This window comes from Ideonella benzenivorans, from assembly GCF_020387415.1.
Classification (GTDB): Bacteria; Pseudomonadota; Gammaproteobacteria; order Burkholderiales; family Burkholderiaceae_C; genus Ideonella; species Ideonella benzenivorans.
Genome location: NZ_JAGWCB010000012.1, coordinates 307,208 through 323,965, shown reverse-complemented (window position 1 = coordinate 323,965; position 16,758 = coordinate 307,208). Strand labels below are relative to the sequence as shown.

The following is a 16,758-nucleotide window of genomic DNA, read 5'->3' as shown; positions in this document are numbered from 1 at the left end:
GTCTCCTTCAGGCCTTGGCTCGCGCGGCCTGGTGGTCCAGCGCGGCCTTGATGTAGCTGTTGAACAGCGGGTGTCCGTCCCACGGGGTCGACTTGAACTCGGGGTGGAACTGCACGCCGACGAACCAGGGGTGCACGTCACGCGGCAGCTCGACGATCTCGGTGAGCTTCTCGCGCTGGGTGATGGCCGAGATCACCAGGCCGGCCTTTTGCAGGGCGTCCAGGTAATGTTCGTTGGCTTCGTAGCGGTGGCGGTGGCGCTCGGTCACGACCGGGCCGTAGATGTCATAGGCCAGCGTGCCCGGCTTGACGTCGGAGCTCTGCGCGCCCAGGCGCATCGTGCCGCCCAGGTCGGAGCTGGCGTCGCGCTTCTGGATCGTGCCGTCGGCATCCTGCCATTCGTCGATCAGCGCGATCACCTTGTTCGGCGCTTCGGGCTCGAACTCGGTGGAGTTGGCGCCTTCCAGGCCAGCCTTGTGGCGGGCGTATTCGATCGTGGCGACCTGCATGCCCAGGCAGATGCCCAGGTAGGGCACCTTGGACTCGCGGGCGAACTGGGCCGCGCAGATCTTGCCTTCCACGCCCCGCTTGCCGAAGCCGCCGGGCACCAGCACGGCGTCATAGCCGCCCAGCACCTGCACTTCGTTGTCGGGCGTGATCGTCTCGGCGTCGACGTACTCGATCTTCACCCGCACATGGTTCTTCATGCCGGCATGGCGCAGCGCCTCGTTGAGCGACTTGTACGAGTCCGACAGGTCGGTGTACTTGCCGCACATGGCAATGGTGACCTCGCCCTGCGGATGCTCCACCTCGTGGACCAGGTCGTCCCAGATCTTCAGGTCGGCTGGCTTGGTCAGCAGCTGCAGCTTCATGCAGATCTGCTCGTCCAGGCCCTGCTCATGCAGCATGCGCGGCACCTTGTAGATGGTGTCCACGTCCCACATGGAGATCACGCCATGCAGCGGCACGTTGGTGAACAGCGAGATCTTCTCGCGCTCGTCGGCCGGCACCTCGCGGTCGGCGCGGCACAGCAGCACGTCGGGCTGGATGCCGATCTCGCGCAGCTTCTGCACCGTGTGCTGGGTCGGCTTGGTCTTGAGCTCGCCGGCGGCCTTGATGTAGGGCACGTAGGTGAGGTGGACGAAGGCGGTGTGGGCCGGCCCCATCTTCAGGCTGAGCTGGCGAACGGCCTCCAGGAAGGGCAGGGACTCGATGTCACCCACCGTGCCGCCGATCTCGACGATGGCCACATCCACGGCGTCCGGGGTGCCGACGCCGGCCCCGCGCTGGATGTGTTCCTGGATCTCGTTGGTGACGTGCGGGATGACCTGCACCGTCTTGCCCAGGTAGTCGCCGCGGCGTTCCTTCTCCAGCACCGTCTTGTAGATCTGGCCGCTGGTGAAGTTGTTGGACTTCTTCATCCGCGTGGTGATGAAGCGTTCGTAGTGGCCCAGGTCCAGGTCGGTCTCGGCGCCGTCGTCGGTGACGAACACCTCACCGTGCTGGAACGGGGACATCGTGCCCGGATCCACGTTGAGGTAGGGATCCAGCTTGATGAGGGTGACCTTGAGACCGCGCGATTCCAGGACCGCAGCGAGGGAGGCCGACGCGATGCCCTTGCCGAGGGAGGACACCACACCGCCGGTGACGAAGACGAACTTGGTCATGTCGTGCAGCGCACGCCTTCACCCCCGCCCGGACTGCCGGTTGCTTCAACCGACCCCCTGGCGGACATGCATGTGCGCTGTGGTGGTAAATCGGCATTATATCGGCCCGCCCGGGGCGGCCGAAGGGGCGGGGTTCACCGCATGTCGGACAGCAGGTCCAGCACCTCGCGGGCGGTGTCGTCCGGCCGCTCCATCGGGTAGAGGTGCGTGCCCTCGAGCCAGCGGAAGCGTTCCTGCGCCAGGGTGCGGGCGCCGGCCACGCCGCCCTGGCGCATCTCCACCGATCGGGTGCCGGCGATGAAGCCGACCGGGCAGCGCGGTGGGTGGCGCCGGACCAGCCGGCCCAGGTGGTCGGGCAGCGTGTTGTAAATGCGGGTCTCCACCTCGCGGTGAAAGCGCAGCTGCAGCCCGCCCTCGGGGGCCGCGACGAAGCCGGCTTCCACGTAATCGTCCAGCACCTGCGGGGCCCAGCGGGCAAAGATCGGCTTGGCCGCGAAGTGAGCGTGGACGCTGTCGCGGTCGGGCCACTGGTAGCGGCGCTGCTGGGACACCTTGCCGGGCGAGACTTTTCGGATCAGGCCGCTGCGCTTGAACACTGCCACGCTCTGGGCCCGCCAACCGGTGATCAGCGGTGAATCGAGCATCACCAGCCCGCGGGCCAGGTCCGGCCGGCGGCAGGCCGCCATCAGGCTCAGCAGCCCGCCCATGGAATGCCCCACCAGCCAGACCGGCCTGTCTTGCCCCAGGGCGTCGATGAAGTCGATCAGCTGGTCCCGCAGCGCGCGCCAGTTGCTGGCCACAGGATAGGCCGCATCGTGGCCGAACATGGGCACCGCCCGCACCGTCAAGCCGGCCGCTTCCCAGGCCCGGAACAATTGCCGGTAGGTGCCGGCCGGAAAGCTGTTGCCGTGGGAGAAGACCAGCGTGCCGTCCATGTCCGCCTCAGACGATCTTCTCTTCGGAGTGGGTGATCTTGCGCATCGGCTCGAAGCGCTCGCTGGCCGCCAGCAACGGGTGGGTGGCGTCGGTGCCATCCCATTGCGGGTCGTCGATGCCCTCGAACACCTCGCGCAGGCGCTGGCCCCAGGTGGTGTGGATCATCTGGAAATAAGGGTTGTGCTCGTCCAGCACCGCGATGCGGTCGCTCCGGAGCTGGCCGGCCTCGTAGACCAGCAGGTCCAGCGGCAGGCCCACCGACAGGTTGGACTTGAGCGTGGAATCCATCGACACCAGCGCGCACTTGGCGGCCTCGTCCAGCGGGGTGTGGGGGGTCAGCACCCGGTCCAGGATGGGCTTGCCGTACTTGCTCTCGCCGATCTGGAAGAAGCAGGTTTCGCGGGTGGCCTCAATGAAGTTGCCGGCCGAGTAGACCAGGAACAGGCGCATGGCCTCGCCCCCGATCTGGCCGCCGAAGATCATGCTGCAGTTGAAGTCGATGCCGGCGGCCTTCAGCGAGGGACCATCCTGCTCATAGACCCGCCGCACGGCCGCGCCCAGCACCCGGGTGGCGTCGAACATGCTCTGGGCGTTCCAGATGGTGATGGGCTCGTCGTCGCCGTTGGGCAGCTTCTCCACCTGCAGGATCTCCCGCACCGATTGCGAGATGCTCAGGTTGCCCGCCGACATCAGCACCATGAAGCGGTCGCCCGGCTTCTCGTAGACGATCATCTTGCGAAAGGTGCTGATCGAATCCACCCCCGCGTTGGTGCGGGAGTCGGACAGGAACACCAGACCGGCATTGAGCCGGATGCCGACGCAGTAGGTCATGGGTGGGCTTTCTGCAGTTTCTTGAGATGGTAGAGCGCGTCCAGGGCCTCGCGGGGGGTCAATGTGTCCGGATCGATCGCGCCCAGGGCTTCTTCCAGTTCCGAAGGCACCGGGGCCGTGGGGGCCGGCGGCGGGGCGAACAGGTCCACCTGGGCTTCCCGGGCCTGGGCCTGGGTTTCCAGCGCCTCCAGCGTGGCGCGGGCTTGGCGGATCAGCGCTGGCGGCATGCCGGCCAGGCGGGCCACCTGCACACCGTAGCTGCGGCTGGCCGGGCCGGGCTCGATGGCGTGCAGGAACACGATGTCGTCGCCGCTCTCGGCGGCGCTCACGTGCAGGTTCACCGCCCGCTCGTGGCGGCGAGGGAACTCGGTCAGCTCGAAGTAGTGGGTGGCGAACAGGGTGAAGGCCTTGTTGCGGTCGTGCAGCTGGCCGGCGATGGCCGAGGCCAGGGCCAGGCCGTCGAAGGTGGAGGTACCGCGGCCGATCTCGTCCATCAGCACCAGCGAGTGCTCGGTGGCGCTGTGCAGGATGGCAGCGGCCTCGGTCATCTCCATCATGAAGGTGGACTGGGCGTTGGCCAGGTCGTCGGCCGCGCCGATGCGGGTGTGGATGGCGTCGATCGGCCCCAGGCGGCAGAAGCGCGCCGGCACGTAGGACCCCATCGAGGCCAGCAGCACGATCAGCGCCACCTGGCGCATGTAGGTGCTCTTGCCGCCCATGTTGGGGCCGGTGATGATCTGCAGCCGGGTGCGGGCATCCAGCCGGCAGTCGTTGGCGATGAAGTCGCCCGTGCCGGTTTCGGCCAGGCGGGCCTGCACCACCGGGTGGCGGCCGGCCTGGATCTCGATGCAGGGGTGGTTGACGAACTCGGGCGCGCACCAGTCCAGTGTGGCTGCGCGCTCGGTCAGCGCGGCCAGGGCGTCCAGGGCCGAGAGGGCCCGGCCCAGCGCGGTCAGCGGTCCCAGAAACCCCTGCAGCTCGTCGAGCAGCAGCTCGAACAGCCACTTTTCGCGGGCCAGGGCCCGGTCCTGGGCCGACAGGGCTTTGTCCTCGAAGGCCTTCAGCTCGGGGGTGATGAAGCGCTCGGCGTTCTTCAGGGTCTGGCGGCGCTGGTAGTCGGCGGGCACCTTGTCCCGGCCCGAGCTGGTGACCTCAATGTAGAAGCCGTGCACCTTGTTGAACTGCACCCGCAGGTTGGTGATGCCGGTGCGCTCGCGCTCGCGGGCCTCCAGGGCCAGCAGGAAGTCGTCGCAGTTCTGACCGATGGCACGCAGCTCATCCAGTTCGGCGTCGAAGCCGGTGGCGATCACGCCGCCGTCGCGCAGCAGCACGGCCGGCTCGGCGGCGATGGCGCGGCTCAGCAGCTCGCCCACCGCGGGCGGCGGGACGAGGTCGGCGTGCAGGCTGTCCAGCAGGGCGCTGCCGCGCGGCGCCACCGCGCGCAGCCGCGGCAGCTCGGCCAGCGTCTGGCGCAGGCCGGACAGCTCCCGCGGCCGCACCTGGCGCAGCGCGATGCGGGCCGAGATGCGCTCCACATCGCTGACGCCGCGCAGCAGCTCGCGCAGCGGCTCGACCCCGTCGGTCAGCATCTGGGCGATCGCGCCGTGCCGGGCCAGGGCCTGGCCGCGGTCGCGCAGCGGGTGGGTCAGCCAGTGGCGCAGGGCGCGGCTGCCCATGCCGGTGCGGCAGGTGTCGAGCAGCGAGAGCAGGGTGGGCGAGGTTTCACCGCGCAGCGTCTCGGTCAGCTCCAGGTTGCGGTGGGTGGTGGGGGGCAGCTCGATCAGCTCGCTGCTGCGCTCCACCGTCAAGGTGTTCACATGGGCCAGCGCGCGGCCCTGGGTGTGCTCGGCATAGGTCAGCAGCGCGGCGGCGGCGGCGTGGGCGGTGGTCAGCTCCTGGGCGCTGTAGCCGGCCAGGGTGGCCACCTTGAGCTGTTCGCAGAGTTTGCGCAGCCCCAGGCCGCTGTCGAACTGCCAGGCCGGCCGCTTGGTGCGGGCGGCGCGGCACTGCAGCAGGGCGGCCGGCAGTTCATCGCGGTCCAGCAGCAGCTCGGCCGGGCTCAAACGCGCCAGCCAACTGCCCAGCTCTTTCTCGCTGCATTCGGCCAGACCCAGCTGTCCGCTGGCCACACCCAGCCAGGCCAGGCCCCAGGTGCTGCGCTGGCGGGCCACAGCCAGCAGCAGGGTGTCGGCACGGTCGTTCAGCAGCTCGCTGTCCGTCACGGTGCCGGGTGTGACGACCCGAACGACCTTGCGTTCCACCGGCCCCTTGGCGGTCGCCGGGTCGCCGATCTGCTCGGCCACCGCCACCGATTCGCCCAGCTTGATCAGCCGGGCCAGGTAGTTCTCCACCGCGTGCACCGGCACGCCGGCCATCACCACCGGCTCGCCGGCACTCTGGCCGCGGGTGGTCAGGGTGATGTCGAGCAGACGGTGGGCCTTGCGGGCATCGTCGTAGAACAGCTCGTAAAAATCCCCCATCCGGTAGAACAGCAACGTGTCGGGATGGGCGGCCTTGAGCCGAAGGTACTGCGCCATCATGGGCGTGTGGCCTTCGAGCGCCGCGGCGAGTTCGGGACTGTCGGACGGTGGGAGGGGCTGGGTCATGACGAGAAGCGGGCACTTCCGCGAGGGCAGCCCGCCATCTTCGCACACGCGCTCGCGCAGGCAGAGGGGGCCACCGGGCAGGCCCGCGCGGCCAGGATCGTGACGTTCTACGTATTACCACGTAGGGGCGGTGCCTTCCCAGGCTCCACCCGAATCCTAGAATCGACCGCACCATTCTTGATGTTTCTCACGAGGGCCCCATGGTGCAACTCTCCAGGCGCCAGTTCATGAAAGTGACTGGCTCAAGCCTGGCCGGCTCCAGCCTGGCATTGATGGGCTTTTCGCCCACCACCGCCTTGGCCGAAGTCCGCCAGTACAAACTCGCCGCGACCACGGTCACCCGCCAGACCTGCACATACTGCTCGGTCGGTTGCGGCATCCTCATGTATTCGCTGGGCGATGGCGCGAAGAACGCCAAGCGCTCGGTCATCCACGTCGAAGGCGATCCGGACCATCCGGTGAACCGCGGCACGCTGTGCCCCAAGGGCGCCAGCCTGCTGGACATCGTCAACAGCCCGAACCGGCTGCTGTACCCGGAAGTCCGTGAGGCGGGCTCCAACGAGTGGAAGCGCATCTCCTGGGACGAGGCGTCCAGCCGCATCGCCAAGCTCATGAAGGAAGACCGCGACGCCAACTTCGTCGAGAAGACCGACGACGGGCTGACGGTCAACCGCTGGCTCACCACCGGCATGCTGGCGGCCTCGGCCTCCAGCAACGAGGCCGGCTACATCACCCACAAAGTGGCCCGTTCCTGGGGTCTGCTCGCATTCGACAACCAAGCCCGTGTCTGACACGGCCCGACGGTGGCAGGTCTTGCCCCGACGTTTGGCCGTGGAGCGATGACGAACCATTGGGTCGACATCAAGAATGCGGACGTCATCCTGGTCATGGGCGGCAATGCCGCCGAAGCCCACCCCTGCGGTTTCAAGTGGGTCACCGAGGCGAAGGCGCGCAACAAGGCGTACTTCATGGTGGTCGATCCGCGCTTCAACCGCTCGGCCTCGGTCGCTGATTTCTATGCCCCCATCCGGTCGGGCAGCGACATCGCTTTCCTGGGCGGGGTGATCAACTACCTGCTGACGAACGACAAGATCCACCGCGAGTACGTCGTCAACTACACCGACATGAGCTTCATCGTGCGCGAGGACTTCGCGTTCGAAGACGGCATCTACTCGGGCTACAACGAGGAAAAGCGCAGCTACGACAAGACCAGCTGGGACTACGAGCTGGGCGAGGACGGTTACGTCAAGACCGACCCGGCGCTGGAGCACCCGCGCTGCGTCTACCAGCTGCTGAAGAAGCACTACAGCCGCTACACGCCCGAGAAGGTCGAGAGCATCTGCGGCACACCCAAGGACAAGTTCCTGCATGTGTGCGAGAAGATGGCCAGCACGGCGGTGCCGGGCCGCGCCATGACCATCATGTACGCGCTGGGCTGGACGCAGCACTCGATCGGCGCGCAGATCCTGCGCACCGGGGCGATGGTGCAGCTGCTGCTGGGCAACATCGGTGTGGCCGGTGGCGGCATGAACGCGCTGCGCGGTCACTCCAACATCCAGGGCCTGACCGACCTGGGGCTGCTGTCCACCAGCCTGCCGGGCTACCTGTCGCTGCCCAGCCAGGCCGAGCAGGAGTACCAGAAGTACATCGACACCCGCACGCAGAAGCCGCTGCGCCCGGGCCAGATGAGCTACTGGCAGAACTACCCGAAGTTCCACGTCAGCCTGATGAAGGCCTGGTACGGTCCGGCCGCCACGGCCGAGAACAACTGGGCCTATGACTTCCTGCCCAAGTTCGACAAGCAGTACGACATGCTGCAGATCTTCGAGCTGATGAACCAGGGCAAGGTCAACGGCTACATCGCCCAGGGCTTCAACCCGCTGGCCGCGCTGTCCAACAAGGACCGCGTGCGCGCCGGCCTGGCCAAGCTGAAGTTCCTGGTGGTGATGGATCCGCTGGCGACCGAGACCTCGGAGTTCTGGAAGAACCACGGCGAGTACAACGACGTCGAGACCGACAAGATCCAGACGACGGTGTTCCGGCTGCCCACCACCTGCTTCGCCGAAGAAGAGGGTTCGGTGGTGAGTTCCTCGCGTGTGCTGCAGTGGCACTGGAAGGCCGCCGAGCCCCCGGGCGAGGCGCGCACCGACATCCGGATCATGTCGGACCTGCACCTGCGCTTGCGCGAGATGTACGCCAAGGACGGCGGCAAGTTCCCCGACCCGATCACCAAGCTGTGGTGGCCCTACGCGCAAGCCGAGGAGCCCACGCCGGAAGAGGTGGCCAAGGAGTACAACGGTCGCGCCCTGGCCGACCTGATGGATCCCAAGGACCCGACCAAGGTGATCCGCAAGGCGGGCGAGCAGTTGGCAGGCTTCGGTGAGCTGCGCGATGATGGCTCCACCGTGGGGGGCTGCTGGATCTTTGCCGGGGCCTGGACCACCGCGGGCAACATGATGGCGCGGCGGGACAATGCCGACCCGACGGGCATCGGCAACACGCTGAACTGGGCCTGGGCCTGGCCGGCCAACCGGCGCGTGCTCTACAACCGTGCCTCCTGCGACGTCAACGGCAAGCCCTTCAATCCGCAGCGCAAGCTGATCGGCTGGAATGGCACGGCCTGGGGTGGCGCGGATGTGCCCGACATGGCGCCCACGCTGGCGCCGGAGACCGGGGCCGGGCCGTTCATCATGAACCCCGAGGGGGTGGCCCGCTTCTTCTCCAAGAAGGGCTTGGCCGAAGGGCCGTTCCCCGAGCACTACGAGCCCTTCGACACCCCGCTGGGCTACAACCCGATGCACCCGAAGAACCCGAAGGCGACCAACTCGCCGGCGGCGCGGGTGTTCAAGCCGATCTGGGACACCTTCGGCAAGGCCGAGGAGTTCCCGCACGTGGGCACGACCTACCGCCTGACCGAGCACTTCCACTATTGGACCAAGCACGCACTGCTCAACGCGATCACCCAGCCCGAGCAGTTCGTCGAGATCGGCGAGGTGCTGGCGCAGAGCCTGGGCATTGCCGCCGGGGACATGGTGAAGGTCTCGTCCAAGCGGGGCTACATCAAGGCCCGCGCGGTGGTGACCAAGCGGATCAAGCCGATGACCATCGAGGGCAAGCCGGTGCACCACGTCGGCATCCCCATCCACTGGGGCTTCAAGGGCGTGACCAAGCCGGGCTTTCTGGCCAACACGCTGACGCCGTTCGTGGGGGATGGCAACACCAACACCCCCGAGTTCAAGACCTTCCTGGTCAAGGTCGAGAAAGTCTGAGGTAGCGCGCCATGTCACTGCAATCTCTCGACATCCAGCAGCGCTCGGCCACGACCACGCCGTCGCCCAGTGCACGCGCCCCGGCCTCGGGCGAGGTCGCCAAGCTCATCGACGTGTCCAAGTGCATCGGCTGCAAGGCCTGCCAGACCGCCTGCATGGAGTGGAACGACCTGCGCCAGGAGCCGGGTGAGAACGTGGGGGTCTATGACAACCCCGCTGACCTCACCGCCAACGCCTGGACGGTGATGCGCTTCACCGAGTACGACAACCCGAGCACCGGCAATTTCGAGTGGCTGATCCGCAAGGATGGCTGCATGCATTGCGCCGATCCGGGCTGTCTGAAGGCCTGCCCTTCGCCGGGCGCCATCATCCAGTACACCAACGGCATCGTCGACTTTCACGAGGAAAACTGCATCGGCTGCGGCTACTGCGTCACCGGCTGCCCCTTCAACGTCCCGCGCATCTCGCAAAAGGACAAGAAGGCGTACAAGTGCACGCTCTGCTCGGACCGCGTGGCGGTGGGTCAGGAGCCGGCCTGCGTGAAGACCTGCCCGACCGGGGCCATCATGTTCGGCACCAAGCAGGCCATGAAGGACCAGGCCGAGGAGCGCATCGCCGACCTCAAGGAGCGTGGCTTCGAGAAGGCGGGTCTGTACGACCCGGCTGGTGTGGGTGGCACGCACGTCATGTACGTGCTGCACCACGCGGACACGCCTTCGCTCTACCACGGCCTGCCCGACGAGCCCAAGATCAGCCCCATGGTCAGCGTCTGGAAGGGCATCACCAAGCCGCTGGCGATGGTGGCCCTGGGCGCGGCCGCACTGGGCGGTTTGTTCCACTTCATCACCAAGGGCCCCAACGAGGTGTCCAAGGAACTGGAGGATGAAATGGAGCGCAAGGACCAGGAAGCCCTGGAGAAGGAGTCGCAGCGATGAGACGCAATCCTCGTGACCTGCAGCGCTACAACGCCTCGGAACGGGCCAACCACTGGGTGGTGGGCATCTGCTTCATCCTGCTGGCGCTGTCGGGCCTGGCCTTCTTCCACCCGGCCTTCTTCCCGCTCACCCAGCTCTTCGGTGGCGGCCCCTGGACCCGCATCCTCCACCCCTACATCGGGGTGGTGATGATGCTGTTCTTCGTGGTGATGGCCGGGCGCTTCTGGAAGCTCAACGTCATCGAGCCGCGCGACAAGGAGTGGCTGCGCAATGTGCGCAAGATGGTGGACGGCAATGACCACGACATGCCCGAGCAGGGCAAGTACAACGGCGGTCAGAAGGTTCTGTTCTGGGGCCTGGTGATCGGCATGGTCATCCTGTTCGTCTCCGGCCTGCTGATGTGGCGCGCCTGGTGGACGCCGCCGGTGACGGCGGTGCGCCTGGCCTCGCTGCTGCATGCGGTCGGGGCGGTGTGGATGATCGGCCTGATCATCATGCACGTCTACGCGGCCATCTGGACCCGTGGCACCATCCGGGCCATGCTCTACGGCACGGTCACCCGCGCCTGGGCCAAGCAGCACCACCGTGGCTGGTACCGCCAGATGACCGGCGACAAGAGCTGACCGGTTTTCTCCCGTGCCGGCCGCCGGTTGCTGTCCAGCACCGGCGGCCTGTTTCTTTCTGATTGGAGTTGGGCGTGCAACGCATTCTTCAACCCGGCGAGATCGAATCGCTGGACCGCATCGAGTTCCCTCGGGTGCGCCTGCCGCAGCCAGCCACGCTGTTCACCGAGCGGGCGGCGCGCCTGCGCCAGAAGGCCGAGGGTCATCCCATCGGCGACTACCTGCGTTTCCTGGCGCATCTGGTCGATCTGCAGGGCCGTGCAGCGGCCACCGTGGCCACGCAGCCGGTGCCTGATGCGGTCATCGAGCAGTCCCTGGCCCACGGCATGCCCGTGTTGCCTGCACCGTGGCGGCCCGACCCGGCCTGGCTGGGCGTGCTGCGGCAGCTGCTGGCCGGCGTGCTCGCCCTGCAGGACCTGCCTGAGGCCCTGCGCCAGAACGCCCACGGCCTGGCGGCGCGCGACGACGCCGCGCTGGAGGCGCTGGCCCAGGCCTTCCTGACCGAGCAGGCCACGCCCGCGGAGCTGGCGGCCCAGCCGCTGGTGATGGCGGCGCTGCAGGTCGTCTATGCCGACATCGCCAGCCGCCTGGACACCCAGCGCATCGCCTATGTGGACCCGGCCTCGATCTGTCCGGTGTGCGGCAGCGCGCCGGTGGTCAGCGTGCTGCGCATCGGTGGCGAGGCGGGCGGTCATCGCTACCTGCACTGCGGCCTGTGCGCCACCGAATGGCACATGGTGCGGGTCAAGTGCAGCCATTGCGAATCCACGAAGGGCGTGCGTTACCAGGGCATCGAGGGCGGCGACCCGGCCGTGCTGGCCGAAACCTGCGACGTCTGCCACACCTACCGCAAGCAGGTGAACCAGGAGAAGGACCCGTTGGTGGAGCCGCTGGCCGACGACCTGGCCAGCCTGACCCTGGACCTGCTGATGGCGGACACCGCCTACGGCCGGGCCAGCGGCAACCCGTTGCTGGCGCTGGCCTCCGGTGAATCCTCGGACCAAGACCTGGAGATGCAGGACGCATGAGCGGCAACCCCTCCCTGGACGCCGCTGCGGCGCTGAGCTCCCCGGCCCAGCTGCCGGCCGTGGACAAGCTGCTGGCCAGTGCCGCACTCCAGCCCGCACTGAGGGAGCATGGGCTCAGCCTGGTCACCGCGGCCGTGCGGCGGCAGCTGGAGGCGCTGCGCAGCCGCCTGCGCGCGGGCGAGGTGCTGGCGACCGAGGCCGGCTCGCCCGCCGCCCTGGCCCAGGCCGTCGAGGCCGATCTGCAGCGCCAGCGGGCGCCTCGTCTGCGGGCGGTGTTCAACCTCACCGGCACCGTGCTGCACACCAACCTGGGCCGGGCCCTGCTGCCCGACGAGGCGGTGCAGGCCGTGGTCCAGGCCCTGACGAGCCCGGCCAACCTGGAATACGACCTGGCCACCGGCGGCCGGGGGGACCGTGACGACCTGGTCAGCGACCTGCTGTGCGAGCTGACCGGGGCCGAAGCCGCCACCGTGGTCAACAACAACGCCGCGGCGGTGCTGCTGATGCTCAACGCCCTGGCCGCGCGCAAGGAGGTCATCGTCTCCCGTGGCGAGCTGGTGGAGATCGGCGGGGCCTTCCGCATCCCGGACATCATGGCCCGCGCCGGCGCCCGGCTGGTGGAGGTGGGCACCACCAACCGCACCCATGCCCGCGACTACGAAGGCGCCATCACGCCCAAGACCGGGCTGCTGATGAAGGTGCACTGCAGCAACTACGCGGTCACCGGCTTCACTGCCAGCGTGGCCGAGAGCGAGGTCGCCCGCATCGCCCACGCCCAGGACCTGCCGCTGGCGGTGGACCTGGGCAGCGGCACCCTGATCGACCTGGCCGACTGGGGCCTGCCGCACGAGCCCACCGTGCGCGACGTGGTGACCGCCGGGGTCGACGTGGTGAGCTTCAGCGGCGACAAGCTGCTGGGCGGCCCGCAGGCCGGCTTGATCGTCGGCCGCAAGGACCTGATCGCCAAGATCAAGAAGAACCCGCTCAAGCGCGCGCTGCGGGTGGGCAAGCTCACCCTGGCCGCGCTGGAGCCGGTGCTGCGTCTGTACCAGGCGCCGGAATTCCTGGCCGAGCGCCTGCCGGCGCTGCGCCTGTTCACCCGCCCGCAGGCGGCCATGCAGGCTCAGGCCCAGCGCCTGCTGGCGCCGCTGCAGGCCGCGCTGGGCAGCGCCTACCAGGTGTCCCTGGCACCCATGTTCAGCCAGATCGGCAGCGGCGCGCTGCCGGTCAACACCCTGCCCAGCGCGGGCCTGCGCATCGAGCCGACCGAGGCGAAACGGGCCGGCCGGGCCCTGTCGCGGCTGGAAGCCGCCTGGCGTGGCCTGGCGAGGCCGGTGATCGGCCGCATCGGCGACAACGCGCTGTGGCTGGACCTGCGCTGCCTGGACGAGCGCGACGAAGCCGCTTTCGCGGCCCAGTTCGGCGCCTTGCAGCAGGCGCTGGCGGAGGACCGCGCGCGATGATCATCGGCACCGCCGGCCACATCGACCACGGCAAGACCACGCTGGTGCGCGCGCTCACCGGCGTGGACACCGATCGCCTGAAGGAAGAGAAGGCCCGCGGCATCTCCATCGAGCTGGGCTACGCCTATGCGCCGCTGGCCAGCGGTGAGGTGCTGGGCTTCATCGACGTGCCCGGCCACGAGAAGTTCGTCCACACCATGGCCGCCGGGGCCGTGGGGGTGGACCATGCCCTGCTGGTGGTGGCCGCCGATGACGGCGTGATGCCGCAGACCCGCGAGCACCTGGCCATCCTCGGCCTGCTGGGCGTGCGCGAAGGCACGGTGGCCCTGACCAAGGTGGACCGCACCGAAGCGGCCCGGGTGGCCGAGGTGCGGGCCGAGCTGGCCGCGCTGCTGGCCGGCACGCCGCTGGCCCAAGCCCCTGTGTTCGCAACGGCCGCCACGGCCGAAGGCGATCCTGGCGTGGCGGCGCTGCGGGCCCATCTGTGGGCTCTGGCCGAGCACCATGCCCAGCGCCGCCAGGATGGCCTGTTCCGCCTGGCGGTGGACCGCGTCTTCACGCTGGCCGGGCAGGGCACGGTGGTCACCGGCACGGTGTTCGGCGGCCAGGTGGCGGTGGGCGACACCGTGGCCCATTCCGCCAGCGGCCAGCGGGTGCGGGTGCGCTCCATCCATGCCCAGAACCAGGCAGCGCCCCGCGGCGTGGCCGGGCAGCGTTGCGCGCTGAACCTGGTGGGCATCGAACGCGAGGCCATCCGCCGCGGCGACTGGATCGCCGACCCCCGCGCCCTGCAGGCCAGCACCCGCATGGATGTGCGCCTGCAGTTGCTGCCGGACGCACCGGCCCTGGCCCAGTGGGCGCCGGTGCATGTGCATGCGGGCACCACCCACCAGACGGCCCATGTGGCCCTGCTGGATGACGTGGCGCTGGCGCCCGGCCGCGAGGCCCGGGTGCAACTGGTCTTCGCGCAGCCGGTCTTCGTGCTGCCGGGCGACCGCTTCATCCTGCGCAACGCCCAGGCCAGTTGCACCATCGGCGGCGGGGCAGTGATCGACCCCTTCGCGCCCGAACGCAAGCGCCGCAGCCCGGAGCGCCAAGCCTATCTGGACGCGCTGGAAGCGGCGCTGGCCGGTGGTCGGCTGGCCGACCTGGTGGCCCAGTCGCCCACCGGCCTGCTGCGCAGCCGCCTGGCCCTGCTGATGGGGCGGCCGCCCGAGGCACTGGCGCTGGCCGATACCGGGCTGGTGCCACTGCCCAGCGGGCCGGACGATGCCCTGCTGCTGACCGAGGCCGTCTGGCAGCGCTGGCGCGAACAGGTGCTGGCGGCGCTGGCGCGCTTCCACGAGCGCACGCCCGACGAGCCCGGCGTCAATGCCGCCCGCCTGCGCCGCATGGCCCTGCCGGGCCAGGCCCAGCCGCAGCACGATGCCCTGTGGCGGGCGCTGCTGGACGTCCTGCTGCGTGACGGCGCCATCGCCGCCAGCGGCGCCTGGCTGCACCTGCCGGACCACGAGGTCAGCCTCAGCGACAGCGAACGCGCGCTGGCCGAACGCCTGCTGCCTTGGGTGGAGGAAGGCGGCTTCGACCCACCCTGGGTGCGCGACCTGGCCGGACGGGCTGGCGCGCCCGAGGAGGTGGTGCGCCAGCTGATGCGCAAGCTGGCCCGTCAGGGGCAGCTGTTCCAGGTGGTCAAGGACTTGTTCTACACCGCATCGCAGGTGCAGCTGCTGTCCGGGCTGCTGGGATGGTTGTCCACGCACGCCGAGCGGGGCGAGGTGGAGGCCCGGCAGTTTCGCGACCACACCGGTCTGGGCCGCAAGCGGGCCATCCAGGTGCTGGAGTTCTTCGACCGGGTGGGTTACACCCGGCGGGTGCGGGACGCCCATGTGCTGCGGGCCGAGCCGGGTTGGCCCCATCCCCAACAGGTGGAAGAGCCCCCCCTACAATCCGCGCCGGCCCCGTGACAGGGGCGCTTTCGGAAGGCAAACGCATCCGGTGGTGCGCCCGGGCTTCAAACCCGGTAGGGGGCGTCAGCCGCTCCCTGGTCGGTTCGACTCCGGCTGCCTTCCGCCCCCTTGGCGCCGTCATGCGTTCTTCACCGACACCCGGTGCAATAATGATTTGCATGGGGCCATGACCTTGTCGTCTTGACCCTTCATCTGCCGCCAGGCAGGGCGTGTTGCAGGTCTGCACCCGACGTCGCTTCAGGGCCTGGGCCCAACGCCACGGGAGAGGGCATGCCGATGCATGGCCCGCCGGCGGCCCACCCCCGGAGTCGCATCACATGAGCCACCTTGCCCTGTTGGAACCCATCGTCCAGAACACCATTGCGCCCGCCGCGCTGGAGACGGACCGAGAGGGGCGCTTCCCCCGCGCCGCGTTGCAGGCCCTGGGGCAGGCAGGGCTGCTGGGCCTGGTCAGCGACCGGTCCGTGGGTGGCCTGGGCGGTGGTCTCCGTGAAGCCGCAGCGGTGGTGGAGCGCATTGCGCAGGACTGTCCGTCCACCGCGATGGTGGTGTGCATGCACTATGCGGGCACCGTCCTGATCGAAAAGCACGGCACGCAAGCCGTGCGCCGTGAGATTGCGGCGGGTCGTCACGTGACGACGCTGGCCTGGTCCGAAGTGGGCTCGCGCAGCCATTTCTGGGCCCCGGTGGGGATGGCCAAGCGCCTGGCCGATGGCTACCAGCTTGACGGACAAAAGAGCATGGTCACCTCGGCGGGTGAGGCCGACTCCTATGTCTGGTCTTCGCAGCCGGCGGCCGCCGAAGGCGCCAGCACGCTGTGGCTGGTCAGCAGCCGGGCCGAGGGCCTGAGCATCCCGGCCCGTTACGACGGCCTGGGCCTGCGCGGCAATGCTTCGGCACCGGTGACGGCGCAGGGCGTGGTGGTCGCGGCGGACGCCATGCTGGGGCCGGACGGCGCCGGTGCCGACATCATGAATGGCGAGGAGTTGCCGGTGTTTGCCACCCTGATCGCCTCGGCCTCCATCGGCCTGATGGAGGGCGCGCTGGCGCGTGTGACCACCCATCTGACGCGCACCCGCTTTGCCGAGAGCAACAGCTCGCTGGCCGATCTGCCCACCATCCGCGCCTATCTGGCCCGTGCACGCATCCGCGTGGACCAGGCCCGGCTGCTGCGCGATGACACCGTCGCGGCCCTGGCGGCGGGGCGGCCGGATGCGATGCTGCGTGTGCTGGAGGTCAAGGCCTCGGCCGCCGAGGCCGCACTGGAAGTGACCGACACCGCGATGCGCATCGGGGGCGGCGCCGCCTTCCGCAAGGACGTGGGGATCGAGCGCCTGTTCCGGGATGCCCGCGCGGCCTCGGTGATGGCGCCGACCTCGGACGTGCTCTACGACTTCATCGGTCGGGCCCTGTGTGGCCTGCCGCTGGCCTGAA

At 68.9% G+C, this 16,758-nt stretch carries 11 protein-coding genes and 1 tRNA gene; 8 read left to right on the top strand and 4 right to left on the bottom strand.

Translation table 11 applies throughout. From position 1 onward, the window contains the following. Positions 1-7: 7 nt before the first annotated feature. From pyrG to mutS, 4 genes are all read right to left on the bottom strand, one after another. Complete coding sequence (gene pyrG / locus KGA65_RS14235) at positions 8-1,666, bottom strand: CTP synthase (RefSeq protein ID WP_225863779.1); 1,659 nt, start codon at positions 1,664-1,666, stop codon at positions 8-10. Between the two features lie 134 nt (positions 1,667-1,800). Then, positions 1,801-2,601: an alpha/beta fold hydrolase gene (locus KGA65_RS14230; RefSeq protein ID WP_225863778.1), complete on the bottom strand. Its 801-nt coding sequence runs from the start codon at positions 2,599-2,601 to the stop codon at positions 1,801-1,803. Positions 2,602-2,608: 7 nt separating this feature from the next. Beyond that, complete coding sequence (locus tag KGA65_RS14225; protein ID WP_225863777.1) at positions 2,609-3,433, bottom strand: proteasome-type protease; 825 nt, start codon at positions 3,431-3,433, stop codon at positions 2,609-2,611. Then, positions 3,430-6,039, bottom strand: a complete 2,610-nt coding sequence (mutS, locus tag KGA65_RS14220) for a DNA mismatch repair protein MutS (protein WP_225863776.1) — start codon at positions 6,037-6,039, stop codon at positions 3,430-3,432. The genes KGA65_RS14225 and mutS overlap by 4 nt, the downstream gene beginning before the upstream one ends. A gap of 200 nt (positions 6,040-6,239) precedes the next feature. On the opposite strand from mutS, the gene fdnG reads away from it, so the two are divergent. The 8 genes from fdnG to KGA65_RS14180 all read left to right on the top strand — a co-directional run bounded on the left by fdnG (position 6,240) and on the right by KGA65_RS14180 (position 16,757). Next, the gene (gene fdnG / locus KGA65_RS14215) at positions 6,240-9,308 is read left to right on the top strand and encodes a formate dehydrogenase-N subunit alpha (RefSeq protein WP_225863775.1); all 3,069 of its coding nucleotides are present in this window, start codon (positions 6,240-6,242) and stop codon (positions 9,306-9,308) included. An 11-nt stretch (positions 9,309-9,319) separates the two neighbouring features. Further along, the gene (gene fdxH / locus KGA65_RS14210) at positions 9,320-10,243 is read left to right on the top strand and encodes a formate dehydrogenase subunit beta (protein ID WP_225863774.1); all 924 of its coding nucleotides are present in this window, start codon (positions 9,320-9,322) and stop codon (positions 10,241-10,243) included. After that, positions 10,240-10,866, top strand: coding sequence for a formate dehydrogenase subunit gamma (locus tag KGA65_RS14205; protein ID WP_225863773.1), 627 nt, complete (start codon positions 10,240-10,242; stop codon positions 10,864-10,866). The genes fdxH and KGA65_RS14205 overlap by 4 nt, the downstream gene beginning before the upstream one ends. Positions 10,867-10,940: 74 nt before the next feature. Beyond that, positions 10,941-11,894 carry a formate dehydrogenase accessory protein FdhE gene (gene fdhE, locus KGA65_RS14200; RefSeq protein ID WP_225863772.1) on the top strand — a complete coding sequence of 318 codons (954 nt, stop codon included), beginning with the start codon at positions 10,941-10,943 and terminating at the stop codon, positions 11,892-11,894. After that, positions 11,891-13,357 carry an L-seryl-tRNA(Sec) selenium transferase gene (gene selA / locus KGA65_RS14195; RefSeq protein WP_225863771.1) on the top strand — a complete coding sequence of 489 codons (1,467 nt, stop codon included), beginning with the start codon at positions 11,891-11,893 and terminating at the stop codon, positions 13,355-13,357. Before fdhE ends, selA begins: the two co-directional genes overlap by 4 nt. Continuing rightward, entirely contained in the window at positions 13,354-15,321 is a 1,968-nt protein-coding gene (gene selB / locus KGA65_RS14190; protein ID WP_225863770.1) for a selenocysteine-specific translation elongation factor, read from the top strand. Before selA ends, selB begins: the two co-directional genes overlap by 4 nt. 13 nt (positions 15,322-15,334) lie before the next feature. Next, positions 15,335-15,427 (top strand) — tRNA-Sec (locus KGA65_RS14185). 214 nt (positions 15,428-15,641) lie between these two features. Beyond that, positions 15,642-16,757: an acyl-CoA dehydrogenase family protein gene (locus KGA65_RS14180; protein WP_225863769.1), complete on the top strand. Its 1,116-nt coding sequence runs from the start codon at positions 15,642-15,644 to the stop codon at positions 16,755-16,757. Position 16,758 lies beyond the last annotated feature (1 nt).

Excerpts from the sequence above, each read along its gene's own strand:
- pyrG (WP_225863779.1), bottom strand. The coding sequence starts at position 1,666 with ATGACCAAGTTCGTCTTCGTCACCGGCGGTGTGGTGTCCTCCCTCGGC.
- KGA65_RS14230 (WP_225863778.1), bottom strand. The coding sequence starts at position 2,601 with ATGGACGGCACGCTGGTCTTCTCCCACGGCAACAGCTTTCCGGCCGGC.
- KGA65_RS14225 (WP_225863777.1), bottom strand. The coding sequence starts at position 3,433 with ATGACCTACTGCGTCGGCATCCGGCTCAATGCCGGTCTGGTGTTCCTG.
- mutS (WP_225863776.1), bottom strand. The coding sequence starts at position 6,039 with ATGACCCAGCCCCTCCCACCGTCCGACAGTCCCGAACTCGCCGCGGCG.
- fdxH (WP_225863774.1), top strand. The coding sequence starts at position 9,320 with ATGTCACTGCAATCTCTCGACATCCAGCAGCGCTCGGCCACGACCACG.
- KGA65_RS14205 (WP_225863773.1), top strand. The coding sequence starts at position 10,240 with ATGAGACGCAATCCTCGTGACCTGCAGCGCTACAACGCCTCGGAACGG.
- selA (WP_225863771.1), top strand. The coding sequence starts at position 11,891 with ATGAGCGGCAACCCCTCCCTGGACGCCGCTGCGGCGCTGAGCTCCCCG.
- selB (WP_225863770.1), top strand. The coding sequence starts at position 13,354 with ATGATCATCGGCACCGCCGGCCACATCGACCACGGCAAGACCACGCTG.
- KGA65_RS14180 (WP_225863769.1), top strand. The coding sequence starts at position 15,642 with ATGAGCCACCTTGCCCTGTTGGAACCCATCGTCCAGAACACCATTGCG.